The 15,956-nt window shown below is 47.5% G+C and carries 14 protein-coding genes and 1 pseudogene; 4 read left to right on the top strand and 11 right to left on the bottom strand.

The window, feature by feature from the left end:
- Positions 1-17: 17 nt before the first annotated feature.
- The 4 genes and pseudogenes from DFR28_RS16665 to gmk form a co-directional block, all read right to left on the bottom strand.
- The gene (locus tag DFR28_RS16665) at positions 18-401 is read right to left on the bottom strand and encodes a RidA family protein (protein WP_113955549.1); all 384 of its coding nucleotides are present in this window, start codon (positions 399-401) and stop codon (positions 18-20) included.
- A 64-nt stretch (positions 402-465) separates the two neighbouring features.
- Entirely contained in the window at positions 466-2,640 is a 2,175-nt protein-coding gene (locus DFR28_RS16660) for a RelA/SpoT family protein (protein ID WP_113955518.1), read from the bottom strand.
- A gap of 226 nt (positions 2,641-2,866) precedes the next feature.
- A pseudogene (gene rpoZ, locus DFR28_RS16655) lies at positions 2,867-3,076 on the bottom strand (DNA-directed RNA polymerase subunit omega); the annotation flags it as partial.
- Positions 3,077-3,401: 325 nt separating this feature from the next.
- On the bottom strand, positions 3,402-4,019 hold the full coding sequence (gmk, locus tag DFR28_RS16650; RefSeq protein WP_113955516.1) for a guanylate kinase: 618 nt from the start codon (positions 4,017-4,019) through the stop codon (positions 3,402-3,404).
- Positions 4,020-4,457: 438 nt separating this feature from the next.
- Here gmk and DFR28_RS16645 point away from each other — a divergent pair, with 438 nt between their 5' ends.
- On the top strand, positions 4,458-5,363 hold the full coding sequence (locus tag DFR28_RS16645) for a DMT family transporter (protein WP_113955515.1): 906 nt from the start codon (positions 4,458-4,460) through the stop codon (positions 5,361-5,363).
- A gap of 22 nt (positions 5,364-5,385) precedes the next feature.
- Here DFR28_RS16645 and DFR28_RS16640 read toward each other — a convergent pair whose 3' ends face one another.
- The 3 genes from DFR28_RS16640 to DFR28_RS16630 form a co-directional block, all read right to left on the bottom strand.
- A complete protein-coding gene (locus DFR28_RS16640) occupies positions 5,386-7,518 on the bottom strand; it encodes a TonB-dependent receptor (protein WP_113955514.1) in 2,133 nt (710 codons plus the stop codon).
- Positions 7,519-7,666: 148 nt separating this feature from the next.
- Positions 7,667-7,945, bottom strand: a complete 279-nt coding sequence (locus DFR28_RS16635; protein WP_113955513.1) for a hypothetical protein — start codon at positions 7,943-7,945, stop codon at positions 7,667-7,669.
- Between the two features lie 74 nt (positions 7,946-8,019).
- Positions 8,020-9,417 carry a RimK family alpha-L-glutamate ligase gene (locus tag DFR28_RS16630; protein WP_113955512.1) on the bottom strand — a complete coding sequence of 466 codons (1,398 nt, stop codon included), beginning with the start codon at positions 9,415-9,417 and terminating at the stop codon, positions 8,020-8,022.
- Between the two features lie 219 nt (positions 9,418-9,636).
- Between DFR28_RS16630 and DFR28_RS16625 the strand changes: the two genes are divergently transcribed.
- Positions 9,637-10,464: a hypothetical protein gene (locus DFR28_RS16625; RefSeq protein ID WP_113955511.1), complete on the top strand. Its 828-nt coding sequence runs from the start codon at positions 9,637-9,639 to the stop codon at positions 10,462-10,464.
- 56 nt (positions 10,465-10,520) lie between these two features.
- Positions 10,521-11,513: an alpha/beta fold hydrolase gene (locus DFR28_RS16620; RefSeq protein WP_113955510.1), complete on the top strand. Its 993-nt coding sequence runs from the start codon at positions 10,521-10,523 to the stop codon at positions 11,511-11,513.
- A gap of 89 nt (positions 11,514-11,602) precedes the next feature.
- On the opposite strand, the gene DFR28_RS16615 is transcribed toward DFR28_RS16620, so the two are convergent.
- On the bottom strand, positions 11,603-12,103 hold the full coding sequence (locus tag DFR28_RS16615; protein ID WP_113955509.1) for a SixA phosphatase family protein: 501 nt from the start codon (positions 12,101-12,103) through the stop codon (positions 11,603-11,605).
- Positions 12,104-12,394: 291 nt separating this feature from the next.
- Between DFR28_RS16615 and DFR28_RS16610 the strand changes: the two genes are divergently transcribed.
- Entirely contained in the window at positions 12,395-13,045 is a 651-nt protein-coding gene (locus DFR28_RS16610) for a Slp family lipoprotein (protein ID WP_113955508.1), read from the top strand.
- A 138-nt stretch (positions 13,046-13,183) separates the two neighbouring features.
- Here DFR28_RS16610 and DFR28_RS16605 read toward each other — a convergent pair whose 3' ends face one another.
- Genes DFR28_RS16605 through DFR28_RS16595 form a run of 3 tightly spaced genes read right to left on the bottom strand, consistent with a single transcriptional unit; the run spans position 13,184 to position 15,949 of the window.
- Complete coding sequence (locus DFR28_RS16605; protein WP_113955507.1) at positions 13,184-13,981, bottom strand: HugZ family pyridoxamine 5'-phosphate oxidase; 798 nt, start codon at positions 13,979-13,981, stop codon at positions 13,184-13,186.
- Between the two features lie 49 nt (positions 13,982-14,030).
- Positions 14,031-14,819, bottom strand: coding sequence for a heme ABC transporter ATP-binding protein (locus DFR28_RS16600; RefSeq protein ID WP_113955506.1), 789 nt, complete (start codon positions 14,817-14,819; stop codon positions 14,031-14,033).
- Positions 14,816-15,949 (bottom strand): FecCD family ABC transporter permease, encoded by a 1,134-nt coding sequence (locus tag DFR28_RS16595; RefSeq protein WP_113955505.1) that lies wholly within the window; start codon positions 15,947-15,949, stop codon positions 14,816-14,818. Before DFR28_RS16595 ends, DFR28_RS16600 begins: the two co-directional genes overlap by 4 nt.
- Between the last annotated feature and the right edge of the window lie 7 nt (positions 15,950-15,956).

Genomic DNA, 15,956 nt, shown 5'->3' with positions numbered 1-15,956 from the left:
AAAATTCCGGAGTCTAGCTAATCGAGACACAATACCGCGTCTATTTCGATTTGAGCATTCTTAGGTAACGCACTGACCTGTACCGCCGCCCGTGCTGGAAACGGCTCGTCACAAAAGCGCGCCATAATCTCATTTAAGCTTGCAAAATTTCCTAGGTCAGTAAGATAAATAGTGAGTTTTACCGCATTCGCCAAAGTGCCACCACTCGCCTGCGCAACTGCTAGCAAGTTAGTAAATACCTGCGTAGCTTGTTCGTCAAAATCGGGGCCGACCATCTCCATGGTAACTGGGTCTAACGGAATTTGGCCGGAAACATACACGGTTTGACCAACTTTGACAGCCTGTGAATAGGCGCCAATTGCAGCTGGGGCGTGAGCAGTACTGATAATAGTTTTGTTCATGTCGCCCATTTTGGCACCGGCAGCGACTTTTCACAACTAGCGTGTGCCTTCAGGGCAAATCGGTTTAACCTTTCTGGCGCGTAACCTTGATAACGTACGGCGCGCGATAAATCGCTTTAATGATCCGCGCCAAATGTACGCGGTCTCTTACATCTACTACAAAATCCATCTGCCGCACGGCACCGGACCCATCATGTAAATCAACATGATTGATATTTGATTCGTTTTCGGCAATCGCCATCGCAACGCCGGCAAATGCTCCAGTAACATGATTAAGCTTAACTTGTACTTTAGCCTGGAAATTTCGATCAAGATTTTCATCCCAATCGACCATCAAACAATTCTCAGGCTGCTTACGTAGCTCGGCCATATTGGGGCAATCGGACGTGTGTACAACTAAGCCATGACCAGCTGTAAATGTACCCACAATGGAATCGCCTGGCACCGGACAACAACAACGAGCATAAGTCACTGGCAATCCTTCGGAACCTCTAATCACTAAGGCTTCTTGCCCCAGCACCTTGCCCTCGACTTTAGTGTCCGACAACTGCGCAATCTGGCGTGCAATCATGTCGGGCAAGCGTTTACCTAAACCGACGTCGATCAATAACTCGGACCAATTATCTAGGTTCAACTCGTCCAGCAGTTTGGTTTTCACTGCCGCAGGGATCTTGCGACGACCAAACAAACGCTGCTTAGTTGCACCGGCCAATAAGCGTTTACCGAGTTTTAGCGCATCTTCTTTAGTCTGTTGCTTCAGGAAGTTGCGAATATGTGTCCGTGCTTTTGCCGTAACCGCATAGCTAAGCCACGCGGTGGTTGGCCATGAACTTTTTGAGGTGATAATCTCGACGCTATCGCCGTTATTCAGCAAGGTTGGCAGCGATGCAAGCGCTCGATTAATTCTCGCCCCAGTACAATGATTACCAACGTCCGTGTGCACCGCATACGCAAAGTCCAGCGCCGTTGAACCACGCGGCATTTTCTTAATATCGCCTTTCGGCGTGAAAACGTAGACCTCGTCGGGATATAAGTCGGTTTTCAGGTGCTCTAAAAATTCTACCGCGTTACCAGTCTGGTGCGCCGGATCAAGCAAGTCTAACAACCACTGGCGAGCCAAATGGTTTGAACTATTATGCTGAGTGTCGCCAGCTTTGTATATCCAGTGCGCGGCAACCCCAGCTTCGGCAATCTGATCCATCTCTTTGGTGCGAATCTGCACTTCGATATTATCGCCAAGCGGACCAAACACTACAGTATGCAGACTTTGATAACCGTTTGCCTTCGGTATCGCCACGTAGTCGGCAAAGCGTCCAGGAATGGGTTTATAGGCGTTGTGAATAATGCCTAAAACGCGGTAACACTCATCGACCGATTCGACAATAATCCGAAAACCATAGATGTCGTGCAGCTCCTCAAAAGAACGCCGCTTCTTGATCATCTTCTTATAAATACTAAAAACAGTTTTACGTCGACCTTTGATCGAAAAGTTTTCTAAACCAGCATTATCTAAGGTGTCTTGTAGCGATATCTGTAGCTTCTCAACTATGAGCTTTCGATTACCTTCACGTTGCTCAATGGCTCGGCTGATCGCGGAATGTCGCTTCGGATAGAGATACAGAAAGCATAAATCTTGTAACTCACGTGCCCAGTGATACAACCCCAAACGCTCGGCAATCGGCGCATAAATCTCTAAGGTCTGTTTGGAAATGCGCTTCTTCTTGTCAGCACTCATGCTTTCCAAGGTGCGCATATTGTGTAAGCGATCGGCCAACTTAATAATCATCACGCGCACGTCTTCCGACATCGCCATCAGCATCTTACGGAAATTCTCCGCTTCGGCCTGCTCGCGCGTATCAAATTTAATCTGACCAATCTTGCTAACGCCATCGACCAGCAAAGCCACGTCGTCGCCAAAGCGCTTTACAATCTCGTGCTTAGTTGCTGGAGTATCTTCAATGACGTCGTGCAATAGAGCCGCAATCAAGGTGCGGGAATCCATTTGCAACTCCGCTAAGGTAGTCGCAACTTCAATCGGATGGTGTATATAGTGCTCACCCGATTTTCGGGTTTGACCGCGATGCGCCTGCTCAGCAAAAAGAAATGCTTGGTAGACTTCATCTATCGCTTCCTGCGACAAATAAGCGGCGAGCTTGCCTTTGGAAAGCGCTCGAATAGCTTTCTCAGGAGACGGCGAAAAAAACCGTCTTTTCGAAATAGTAGGCGTGCTGGTAATCATCGAGCGGTGATAGTCGAACTCTGACGACCGAGCTATAAAAATCGAATTATCGCCCCGGCAGGTCGTAAACTTGCCAGGACTAGAATCAGTAGCTCGGTGAGTGCACTAATTGGCAGACTGACTACTCAGCCGCACCGGCTAGTTCAGCTTGCAACGCAGCGGTTAGCGCGTCTAGTTCAGCAGGGCCTTCTTCAACTTCTTCTTCAACGGCTACCGCTTCAAACACATCTTCTTCAACTGCGTCATCAAGAATCTCGCGAGTAACCATGCCTTCAGCGATTTCTCGCAAAGCGATTACCGTTGGCTTATCGTTTTCTTCGTCAACAAAAGGTGTGGAACCCAAAGAAATTTGACGTGCACGCTTGGTAGCAACCAATACTAGCTGAAAGCGGTTATCCACATTGGTTAAACAGTCTTCGACGGTAACTCGAGCCATGATTTACTCCTGAATATCTTATAACAGTAATTTGTTCATTGTATTGTGCGCTTATTCACTCGCGTTCGCAGCTTATCAAGGCCACTGACGCTAAAGCACAGATACACTATGTTTCATCGCAACAGACTTAGGCTGTTAGCCGTATTCCAAACGCGATGAGGTTGTTGCTGGCCTCGACTATTTTTCCGCAGTCTGTGCTAGACAGGCACGCTATATAACGTTTCGGATGAGGTCAGCAGGTCAGATTAGTTCGCTTTAGCCATTGTTACTATAAATACCAACCCGTTCAGCAATCGTGACCGACGCGAATCTTTATAGGCAATTGCTAGCCTACGGAACCAGAGTTGGCGAGCAGTTCATCCAAATCTACCGTAAGGGGACGAATTCTATCACTTTCACCTGCAAGTATCAGTGTTAAATCGTCTAAAGCTTGATTAAAATCATCGTTCATCACAATGAAATCGGCCTCTCGACAGTGCTGCATCTCATCCAAAGCTTGCTGCATTCGGTTTTGAATCACATCTTCTGAGTCACTGCCTCGACTACGCAGGCGTCGTTCCAGTTCGCCCACCGAAGGCGGCAAGATCGAAATGCTAACCGCTTCAGGCATTTGCGCTCGAACCAGCCGAGCCCCCTGCCAGTCAATATCCAACAGCACATGCGTATCGGCATCCAATTTACGCTGAACGGCGACCCGCGACGTACCGTAATAATTCCCGTACACCTCAGCGTATTCTAGAAACACACCTTGATCCGCCATACCTAAAAACTCACTTTGGGTCACAAAATGGTAGTCAACGCCCTCTGTTTCGCCTGTACGGCGCAAACGCGTAGTATGCGAGACCGACATAGTGGCATTGCCAAAGTTAGCAATTAAGGCTCGCGCCAAGCTGGTTTTACCAGCACCAGACGGTGCAGAAATAATAAAGAGTTTGCCAGTCACGTGAACGAGATATTTAGGTAGTTGTTTGCTAATTTTCGCGACATTCTACGCGAAAGCTGGTACGCCCACAAAGCAAGCTTTGAGATTATCTAAAAAAACATAACGCCTATTCTTATGCTATGCCGCTGGGAAGCAAATACCGCCTCAATCAAACTCTGACACTCCGGCTACAAGCCTGTCTCAAAATTGGAATACTTACTTCTAGCGTGTGGCTGAGCGTACGCGCCGATGGCGGCGGGTCGTCTGGGCGCAGCAGCGTCTAGTTTTGCATTTCACGGACGATATAAATTGCCTGCTGATAAAGAAATTAGGTGACATATATACCAGCAGTCTGTATAGGTCTAATTTTGATAAACCTGTATCTGTTATGGCCAGAGTTACAGTCTAAACTGACTGGCTCTGATCGAAAATGGAGCCACTGGACTCCTTGCTGGAACCATGAAAAACGCGACCTTATATGTACTGACAGTCTTGATATGGGGCTCAACCTGGCTGGCCATCGAGTTTCAACTGGGCAGCGTGCACGTGCTCGCTTCGGTGGCGTATCGCTTCGCAATTGCCGCAATCCTGATGTGGTTATTTTGCCTATGGCGACGTATTCCAATGCGCTTCTCCTTGCGCAACCACGGCTATATCGTATTACTGGCCTTGTTCAACTTCAGCCTTAACTACGCGGTGATTTATACCAGCCAAAAGTATCTGACCTCAGCTATGACCTCAGTCGCATTCTCGACTATGCTGCTGATGAACATTATCAATACTCGAATATTTTTTGGCTCACGAATTAGCCCTCGCGTGTTTATCGGTTCAGGGCTCGGTATCTTAGGTATTTACACGCTATTTCGCGACGACCTATTCGCCGCGAACGAGTCAGGCACCTCGCTCGTCGGACTGGGACTGGTATTGCTGGCGGCACTTATCGCGTCCATTGGCAACATGGTCAGCGTACGTAATTCGAGGGCTGGCATGAACGTATTTGCAGTCAATGCGTGGGGCATGCTGTATGGCACGATCGCATTATGCGTAATCATGCTGCTGACCGGCACCGAGTTCGGATTTGAACTAACTACCAACTACCTAGCTTCACTAATATATTTATCAGTATTTGGAACCGTCATTGCGTTTGCAACATATTATGTACTGCTCAGCAACATGGGGCCAGAACGCGCTAGCTATGTAATCGTCTTGTTTCCCGTGGTCGCCATTGTCCTTAGCAGCCTATTTGAAAACTTTGCATGGACACACAATACTTTTGTCGGCTTCGCTTTGGTGATGCTCGGCAATGCAGTGGTGCTCACACCATTTGACCGACTAAGACGCCTAACTCGCATTTCAACAAGTTAGACGTCAAATTAGTCACCAGACGCTAGAATAAAAAGCGCAATCCTGCTTCGATCCGACGACCCGCCGCTGGCGCAAGGTCTTTAATAAACGAAGTATGGTTGCGCTGCTCTTCGTCACCAAGATTACGTCCTTGCAAGAACACTGTAACTTCGGTTGAGCTCACATCCATGCGATAAGAGAGACGTGCACTGATGTCAGTATAAGACTCAGTAGGTAACTCCAAGATCGCAACATCTCGCTGTGCTGCTACGTAGGTATAGTTCAACTTAGCGCTAAACGCGTCACCACTCCACGCCAGACCAACACCAAGACGATCTGAAGGAATTCGCGGCAGCGCTTGCTCAGAATTGCCAGAACCAGACTCAAGGTCGGCATTAACCGTGTCAAACATAGCCGTCACATCAAGATCGCCCGAGGCAAAGTGTCCGACGTGCACACCAAGCTCTAAGTCTAGTCCAGTAAATGCCGCGTCCACTTGACGATAAGCAAATACCGGTAATTCATCGTCAATAAGCCCCGTATTAGCTTGATAGATAAAATCATTGAACCTTGTGTGATACACGCTTGCCCGCACATCGAATAAATCTGACTCATAATTTGTGCTGAGTGTGACCCCTGCGCCAGACTCAGTCTCCAAATCCACGTCACCGATCACAAACGTCTGCGTCGCTAAATGAGCACCATTTGAATACAGTTCCTCAATACTCGGAGCCCGCTCAGTGTAATCCAACAACGCCGACCAAGTTAGAGCGTCAGACTGGGGCACGACCACGCCTAACGATGCGCTAGTTGTGTTGTACTCGCGCTCTGACAACGATGTCTCAGGGTCATGCTCAACCCTTTCGACTCGCACACCGCCTTCAACCGAAAAACCTGAATAATTATTTTCACCAACCCAGAAGAGCCCGCTTGCCGAGGTGTTAACTGGTGGCACGAATGCTTCTTCGCCGAGCGCGCTAAAATCTCGATCGTTCAACTGCACACCTAACACACCAGACCAGCCACCAATGGCAACGTGCTTAGCTTCGAGACGAGCCTCCCATGCCTGATTGTCAAACAAGGTACCAACTTCACCGCTGGCCTCGATTTCTTTATGTTGATAATCGTTGATTCCTACCCGCAAGTTCAATGATTCAATACCACGTAACGGGTCATTTAATTGCGCTTCAATATCAACTCGAGTTTGTTCCAAATCAATCCGACCAACATCGTCTAACTCAAACTCCTCGTCATGGTCATCATCATGCTCGTCATGATCATCATCGTGATCGTCATGATCATCATCGTGATCGTCATGATCATCATCGTGATCGTCATGATCATCATCGTGATCGTCGTGGTCATCATCGTGTTCGTGATTGTGTCCGCCAATCAAACCGTAATCTGAGTTCAGCTTACTCACGGACACGCCAATCATGCCCACCTCACTCACCCAACTCACACCAAGTGCACCACCATCAATTGAATAGCGGCTGCCAGGCAACAACTGACTCTCGCCATCCTCTAATGACTCGCCTTCGCTTGCACGCAGCGCCCGAGACTCTACTTCTCCAGGGACTTCATAATCATCCGCCTCTTTAGAAAATGCGTCTAAATGCCAAGCCACTGCGTCACTCAGCCGACCATCTAAGCGCACAGCTCCGGTACGCGTATCAGCATTATCCCCGGCTCGCAGTTCTGCACGGCCTGAGATTGGCGCTTCTGGCACCTCAGTCGGTATTCGACCCGTTTCAGTGTCCACCACGCCACCAATTGCACCGGCTCCATACAATAATGTACTCGCACCCTTTAACACGGTAATTTGATCGGCAATGAACGGTTCCACTGTCACGGCATGATCACCACTTGTGACAGATACATCGAGGCTATCAATTCTGTCTTCTGTGGTTTTAACTCGTGCACCGCCCAAGCCATGGATCACTGGGCGACCAACTGCGCCGCCAAAACTGGCTGAACGAATCCCTGGCGACCCAGCCACAGTTTCGCCCAACGAGCTCTGTAAGTTTTCCGCCAGTTCATCACCGCGTAAAACAATGGTTGATTGGGCAAGGCCTTGTTCAGAGAGTGGATGTGCTTTAACGACGATTTCTTCAATTTCTTGGGCACCAGCTTGGCAAGCTGCACTCAGACAAACAATACTCAGAATTTTTTTCAAGGGGGTAGTCTCCGAATATCAGCCACAACGGCCGATATCGCTCTAATTTACTCTATCGATTTTCTAGGCTCTAGCACGCTACTGCGTTAGCCAAAGCCATACAAACTGGGCGACGCTACACAACGCCGACTAACAATTTCAAAACCAATTAAAGCGGGGGACTTCGCGCTGGATGCGCTAATAATATTGGCGTGACCGAGGGTACACTCGGCGCCATGAAGGAGTTGCTGATCGAGATCGCCACATTGATCGTGGCGCAAGGTGCGGCGATTAGCTTGTTGTGCTCTGCACTTTGTAGCGCTTGACACAACTCTGAGCTTTCATGCCAATTATGTTCGACATCGTGCACCGCCACAGCCGCTTGCGCCCAAACGAAGAGCAGCAGAAGCAGGATGCGAGAGATAATTGCAGGATGACGAATCAACATACAAATAAGTATAAATGTTACTTAATAACATTACAAGACAGCTTGCTCGGCAAGCTCAACTGACAACTGAATTATTAACTAATCAATTCAATCTCGCGCTTCCAACGCAGCTTTTTCTCGACAGATGAAATGATCAAACCAGCGATATCTTTACCGGTGGCTTGCTCAACGCCTTCGATACTCGGTGACGGCACAACACCGATAACTAATGGCCCGTCATCGGAGCGAATCAAATCAACCCCAGCAACATCTAAGCCTAAGGCTTTCGCTGCATTAATCGCTAAGGCGCGCTCCACCTTACTGATCTTAACCAGCTCGCCTTCCGGTGCTCGGCGAACGGCACCGCTCGCGGCTGAGGTTACGGCGATATGCTCGATTGATGCCACCACTTTACCTTGCACCACGAGACAACGAATATTTTTACCGTCGATTTCACCAATAAACGGCTGAACTAACACGTTGGCGCTGAGCGACTTAAATGCGTTAATCATTGTTTCAGCTGCCGCTTGATCGTCTGCACGCACCACACCTTGGCGCCGCGTACCCTCCAAGAGCTTCACCGCTAACGGTGCACCGCCCACCATATCAATCAAATCACGAGTATCCAATGAGGAATAAGCAATACCACTGCAGGGAACCTTCACGCCCTGCTTCAGCAGTAACTGCAATGCCAGCAATTTGTCACGCGCCTGAGCAATCGCCGTGGAGGTATTCACCGTTTTGATTCCAAGACTTTCAAACTGGCGCGTCAACGCTATTCCATAGAAAGTCATGCTGGGTCGGATGCGTGGTATAACCGCGTCAAGCTCATTGAGAATACGACCTCCACGATACTGAATCTCAGGCTCAGCGGCATCCAGCTTCATAAAGCATTGCTTGATATTCAAAAACTGTATCTCGTGTCCGCGCTCCTGACCGGCCTCAATTAAACGCCGATTACTGTAAAGGCTTTGATCACTCGCGAGAAGACCGATCTTAAGCCCACTTCGATTAACTATCGCATGCCCATATAAGTCATCTAGCTCCGGCTGATCAAATTCACCCAATGCAGTTTTAATCGACGGGTCAACAATCATACGACCGTTCATCGCCTCGCGACCGAGCAACATTCTAAAACCCATTGAGTCACGATTAGCAAGGGTCAGCTGAATGTCCCATTGGTCATCGCCGAGCTTCATTGGAACACTAATCACATAGCGCGCTTCAGGTACCCCGCTAGAGCTTTTAACAACACGCTTATCCACCAAAGGCCGCTCACATCGAATCACCACACGCCGATTCTTCTGCACCGGATGCACCTCAAAACTCACCCAAGCTTGGCCGCCACGGCGAAAGCGGTGAATATTGAATGCATGGATAGACGAAGTCTTAGCGCCGGAATCAACACGCGCTTTAATAGCCGGAATTCCAAGCTCGGGAAAGGCACACCATTCTTGGTTACCGACAATAATTTTTGAATTCAATTGGCTCATCTAAGACGCTCGCAGTTTGAACAATGATTGGTACGTGACGTTCGCTACGAATAGTACATCCTTTCTGATTTAGAGTAACGATTGTATCGTCTACTTAAGGCAAGCCACACACTATCAATATCGTTACATTTAATCGCCAACCCACTACAGCACCGCCGATATTTGCTAAGCTTATGAAATTAGCGCACCCGATACCGAATATAAACGAGAAGGAACATTATGAAATATTCAATCAAAAATTTATGCCAGATAGCTGCCTTAGCGGCTGGCCTGTTCGGCTTGACCACACAGGCATCGGCCATGCCAAGCTTTCTGATACTCAGCCCTCTTATTGAATCAAATGAGCAAAATAATCTCGACGGTGAAACCCTAGACGTGTCGGTTGGGGATGCCTTGAGAATATCTTGGATAGTGGAAAACAGCGCGCCTACAGATGGCAGCACGTCGTTCACTCACTATATTTCTGATAATACGTTTATCTCCAGATTTGACATTCCTTTAGGCACATCTTCGGTGTCTAACTCATTAGCCTTCACCAGCATAGATAAGATAACCGCCATTGCCGACGTTACACCAGGCATCTACTACATTGGCACTTGCGAAGGACAAGAAGGTGATTGTGAAATAGCCGGCAGCGTCAATGTTGTCCCGGAACCCAGCATATTGCTACTCAGCCCATTAATTTCAGCTGCTGGCAAAGACAATCTTAACGGCGAAACCGTAAAAGTCAGAATAGAGCGTAAACTCACGATTTCGTGGATATCCGAAAATAGCTCCCCGGCGCCAGGCGTAACCGCCTATACGCACTATCTGTCGACTGACAACGTCATAACAGCGATGGACACTATTATAGGCGACGCTGAAATCGATAATACTTTAGAGCTCGCCGGTATAACAAGCGAGGTGGTAATGCCCGACTTACCGCTCGGACTTTACAAGGTAATAACCTGCGAAAATATCGACGACGCCTGCGAAATCGCCGGCACTATTGAGCTACTTGAAGCGTTCGATATGGTTACTGCTCCATTACTCCTATTATTAGATTAGCAGCTCGACGCACAGCAAAACACACACAACAAAGCGACGCACGAAACAGAGTAATAATGAATAAGCTTTTTATGATTTTGCTAACAGCACTGATGCTCAGCTCGGTGGCATCAGCCGAGCCGTTGACTCAGTACGACAAAGAACTGAGTGCGTTTAGCTATCCGTTCGACGTGCGAACATTCAACTTCAACTCGCAAAACCAAGACCTATCAATGCGCTACATGGATGTTGGCGCCAAAGATGCGGACAAAGTAATTGTGCTACTACACGGTAAGAATTTTTCCGGCTACTACTGGGAGAGAGTCGCAAAAGACCTGATAAACAAGCAATACAGAGTGATCATCCCAGACCAAATCGGCTTCGGAAAATCCTCGAAACCAGAGTTCTATCAATACAGTTTTGCGCAATTAAGTTTGAATACCAAAGCCTTAATGGACAGCTTGAATATCGATAATTATGATTTGGTCGGGCATTCAATGGGCGGCATGCTAGCCGTTACATTTGCCGTTAATTATAGCGATTCGGTAAACAAACTCATTCTAGTTAACCCTATTGGTTTAGAAGACTATAGCCAATATGTCGAATTCAAAGACACCAATTTTTTCTATCAACGAGAACTCGCAACAACGCTCGACAAAGCCAGAACCTATCAGAAAAATAATTACTACGATGGCAAATGGTCAAGCCAATACGAACAGTTATTAACACCATTAAAAGGCATGCTCGCAGGAAACGACTGGGAAGTTGTCGCTTGGAACAATGCATTAACTTATGGACCAATTTTCGCCGAAAACATAGTCGGAAAATTTTCACACATCACCAAGCCGACATTTCTAATTATTGGCACCAGAGACAAAACCGGCCCCGGGCGGGCGTGGCTGAAAGACGGCGTAACGAGAGAGCTAGGCGACTATCAATCACTCGGAAAAGAAGCGCAGCGCATGATAAAAAACTCGACACTTATTGAGCTAGAAGGCTTAGGTCACATGCCTCACTACGAGGACTACAGCGCGTTTACCAACGCATTTAATCAAGCGCTCGATAACTAATCGGTTGATTCAGAGTACGACTCACACCACACTGCCTTATTGAATATTGAAGTTTGGCTCATCAACAAGCTTGTCACCATGCAGTCCCTTTAATCAATAGGCAATATCTTAAATCGCGTTAACCGCGTCTTACCGTTAACTGAAACGACTTGATATAAATTATCGTATTCGCTTTCATCGATAGGATCAACCGAGACGCCACTCAATAAGGTCGCTAAAACCGGCGTTGTATTGCTGTGCCCAACAATCACGATGTTGCCCGACTCAGCTTCTAGAGCTTGCGCGAACTCCTCTAACTCACTTGCATTATACGATTGCACCGCAATGCCTAAGAGGTCAGACAACGGCTTAGCCGTTTCTTGAGTGCGGTGATAATCAGTGGCATAGATTTTAGTGATATTGGCTAGCGATAACTGTTTCGCGAAATATTCAGCACGCTCTTGCCCTCGCTCAGTTAAATGCGGGTCTTTGATGGCATCTTTTTGTTTTTCTGCGTGCCGCAACAAATAGTAGGTGCCGTCGGCATGCGCCTGGCTCACTAATAGTAAGCTCACAAAAGTGAGTGCAAAAATACGCTTTAAAATTGTCATAAAGGCCTTCTCGTTTTGAATCAATTTAGTTAATCGTAACGTGCGAATATCGCCGACGGCTAGTGCAAAACAGCTAGCGCAATTATGTCAGGTGACAGCAATCTTCACACAGACCGGTACCGCAACCGCATTCTGCAAATTAACTTTTTGACATAATGCGCAGGATCACGTGGCTCACAACGTCTTATTAATAGCGTAATCTAAATTACAAGCAAATCATGTGTTCGTGCCACGCCTTGCGTTTGGCAAACCTTACTCGAGCCACGACACATGACCACGAGGTATTAATTAATGACAAATTCTATTAGAGCACTCCTACTTACGTCCCTAGCTTTGGTACTTTCGGGATGCGCATCAAGCAGTCTCCAGAGCAAAACGCCGACGCAAATTAGTATTCCCCCAGCGATCGACGTGCCATACAGCGACGTAATTGAAAATGTTACAGATCACGTCGGAGTCAACGTCCGTTGGGGCGGCCAGATCATTGCGGTCGAGGATGCCGAAGAAACAACCCGCTTAACCGTATTAGCTTATCCGCTAAATCGCAAAGGCCAGCCAGAACTAGACCAAGTAAAAGGCTTTGTCGGTGGTCGATTTATTGTTGAAACCAACTCATTCAACGCACAAAAGAAACGCCGCTTTTTAACCGTATATGGGCCTATCTCCGATGCAGAGGTCTTAACCAACGGCAAATTAACAAAAACAATTCCAGTCGTAACCGCGCTTGCCATAAAAGAGTGGTCCGCAAACGATCAGCGGTATGCCCGCGAACGTTATCGCCTACCCTATAACGGACTGGGGTTTGGGCTACGATTACATCATGGATACATCGGCTACGACTACTACAGTCGCTTTGGCTACATTAACTATTCGCCTTTTTTCTATCCATACCAACACCGCCTTTTTAACTCGAGAGTGATTCGCCGCCACCGCCTTAAATAGCGGCGAGGGTATGGTTTGAAGCGAGCGTGATCAAAAGAGCAGCCAGCGCGTCATTTTAGCGCTGGACTGACCAAACAAGTGATAGAACCCAAGATGTATCATGAAGTTAGCTAGAGTTGGCGATCATGTCGGCCTGAACTAGTGCCTTACGGTTTGCGTGGCCGCTCCAGCGTCTTGCTCTGCATTAGCTAGCTTCAACGCCGAGCGCGCGGCATGAGTCAACGCAACCAACTCTTGCCGAACCTCCTGACCAGTGTGTGCTAGCTTATTGAAAGCAAGATACAGCGGTTTACTATTGTCAGCTGTAACAAAACAGCCATCTGGATTGACCAACAACATTCTCACTTTCTCGGCTTCTAAGCCAAAACGGTGGCGACACATCAGCTGCATCGCATCGGCATGATCGTCATTCATGTGCGTTATCATATTGGCCTCCGATTCAAGCCATTCAGGCGTCGCTAAGCACCAATCGCTCTGACTGATCCAGTGAATATCGCCGAATCCACCGATAAAACGAACCCGCTCGCACCGCAGTCTATAAAACTTAAAGTCGTGCATACCTTGATACTTTCGAGAGTCTGGATAGAGTGTAAAAAATCTGTCCTTTACTGCGCAGACATCATCACCAGTCAACACTTCTGCACTACCGAGAATACTAAGTCTTGCACCAGCATTCGGGTCTCCCCCACCATCTACGCTCGTCGATTCCGAGTTAGCAAACACCGTAAAACACATTTTATCATTATGATTTATATTCTTGGTGTGCTGAGCTAAATCACTGATATAAAAAACGACATCGCCATTCACAGTGCTTAGATAGGTTGACACTGAGCCGAATGGGTAACCTTCATTGGCTTTGGAGTGCGTGGACAAAACACCGAGTTCGCTCTCTCTCAACAAACGGCGCGCGTTAGCAATAGATTGTTCTTTTTTCATAATTTTTTAGTGAATAAGGGCAAGTGAATTTTAAACAGATGAGGAAAGCCTATAACCTTGGCACCATAAACGGCTGCTGCGTATCAGGATGAGCCCCAATAGATACCTCTACACCAAAGGTTCGGGCGATACGCCGCTCTTCAAATACAGCATTTGGCACGTCATGCTTTATGAGCTTCCCAGCTTTAAGGAGCAAAACCTTGTCACAGTAGAGCGAAGCTAAATTGAGGTCATGGAGTATTACTAACACACCAATATTACGTCCAAGCCCAATACCGCAAAGCTTACGTAACATCTTAAGTGTCGAGTATTGATGCTTTAAATCCAGCGCCGAGGTTGGTTCATCGAGCAGTAAAAATCGGCTTCCCTGAGTTGAGTAAGCACTTAGCTGGCAGATAACTCGAGCGATTTGCACTCGCTGCTTCTCGCCGCCAGATAAACTCAAATAGTCTCGATCGATAAAAGGTAGCGCGTCAACTAAATCTAAGCATTCACGAATAATGCGCTCCTGATCATCATCACTGATTGAGGTCAAAGACAAAGCCAATCTCACAATCTCTCGCACGTCCAAAGGAAAATTTAACGTTGAATTCTGCGGCAAGACAGCGCGACACTTAGCTTGCTGTTTAACACTCATATCACGCAATGAATGAGCATTAATGTAAACATTACCGCTGTACTTCAGGCTTCCTGACAAGCAATTCATCAATGTGGACTTACCGGCGCCGTTTTCTCCCACAATTGCGTTGATCTCGCCTGGCTGGCAACTAAAATTTAGCGTATCTAAGACCACCTTATTTCGCAGGCGCACCAGCAAATTCTCAACACGAATACTCATAAGCTAAATCCTAGTCGGCGCTTTTGTTGTATAAGCAGCCCGATAAAAAACGGCGCTCCAATTAGTGACGTGAGGATTCCGATAGGTAGTTCGGTGGGAGCAATAAGCATTCGCGATGCGATATCTGCCAATGCCAACAGCCCACCTCCCAGCAACGCGCTATTTATCACTAAATAACGATAATTGGTGTCTGACGCGGCGCGTAAAATATGAGGAACAACCAATCCTATGAAACCGATTATTCCACTAAATGCTACAGACACGCCAACGGCTAATGCGGTCAACCAGAGTATTTGGCTTTTAACTTTGTCAACATCGACACCGCTGAACCGTGCATTCGCCTCACCCAAAAGAATCAAGTTTAAAGCATGCCGTTTGTTGTATATCGCCCACAACACAAACATAAGCACAGGCATGCTAATCGCAACAGTTAACCACGTGGCACTAGCCAAACTGCCCATCATCCAAAACGTGATTAAACGCAACGCTTGATCATCAGCAACAAAACTCAAACCACCGATAATTGCACCTGATAATGCATTGATCGCAACGCCCGCAAGCAAGAATGTTGATATTTGAATATCACCATTCACTTGCGCCAAACGGTAAACCGAAAATGTAGCAATCGCGGCGCCAGCAAAGGCTGACAGGGAGACTAAGTAAGGACCCGCAAAGCTAAAAAGCGGCAAAAACTCTTCAAACCGAAGATGCTTGGCAAATAAAATCATCGCCACCGCACCAACAGCTGCGCCCGATGAAATACCCAATAAGCCAGGGTCTGCTAAGGGGTTACGGCACACTCCCTGCAAGCTTGCGCCGCTGATCGCTAAAGACGCCCCGACCAGCAAAGCCATAATCACGCGCGGAGCTCGTATATTCGCAACGATATTATGGGTAACACTAGCTTCCAAATTTCCGAGAAAAAAGTCGCGAAAAGCATGAATAGGTAACATTACGTCAACTTTAGATGCCCCTATTGCCACGCCTAGCCAAGCCACCACTAGCACGCCAGAAGCTAGAACAATAAACTCAATTAAACGCCTTCGGTTTCTCACTATTCGGCCGTATTTTTCGGCTGCTAGATCACTCACAGACGACGCAACTACCAACCCAGACGCTGAAGCTCGCATGATATAA

Source organism: Arenicella xantha (genome assembly GCF_003315245.1).
GTDB lineage: Bacteria > Pseudomonadota > Gammaproteobacteria > Arenicellales > Arenicellaceae > Arenicella > Arenicella xantha.
The sequence above is the reverse complement of the archived record's forward strand: the minus strand, read 5'-3'. Positions and strand labels throughout refer to the sequence as shown.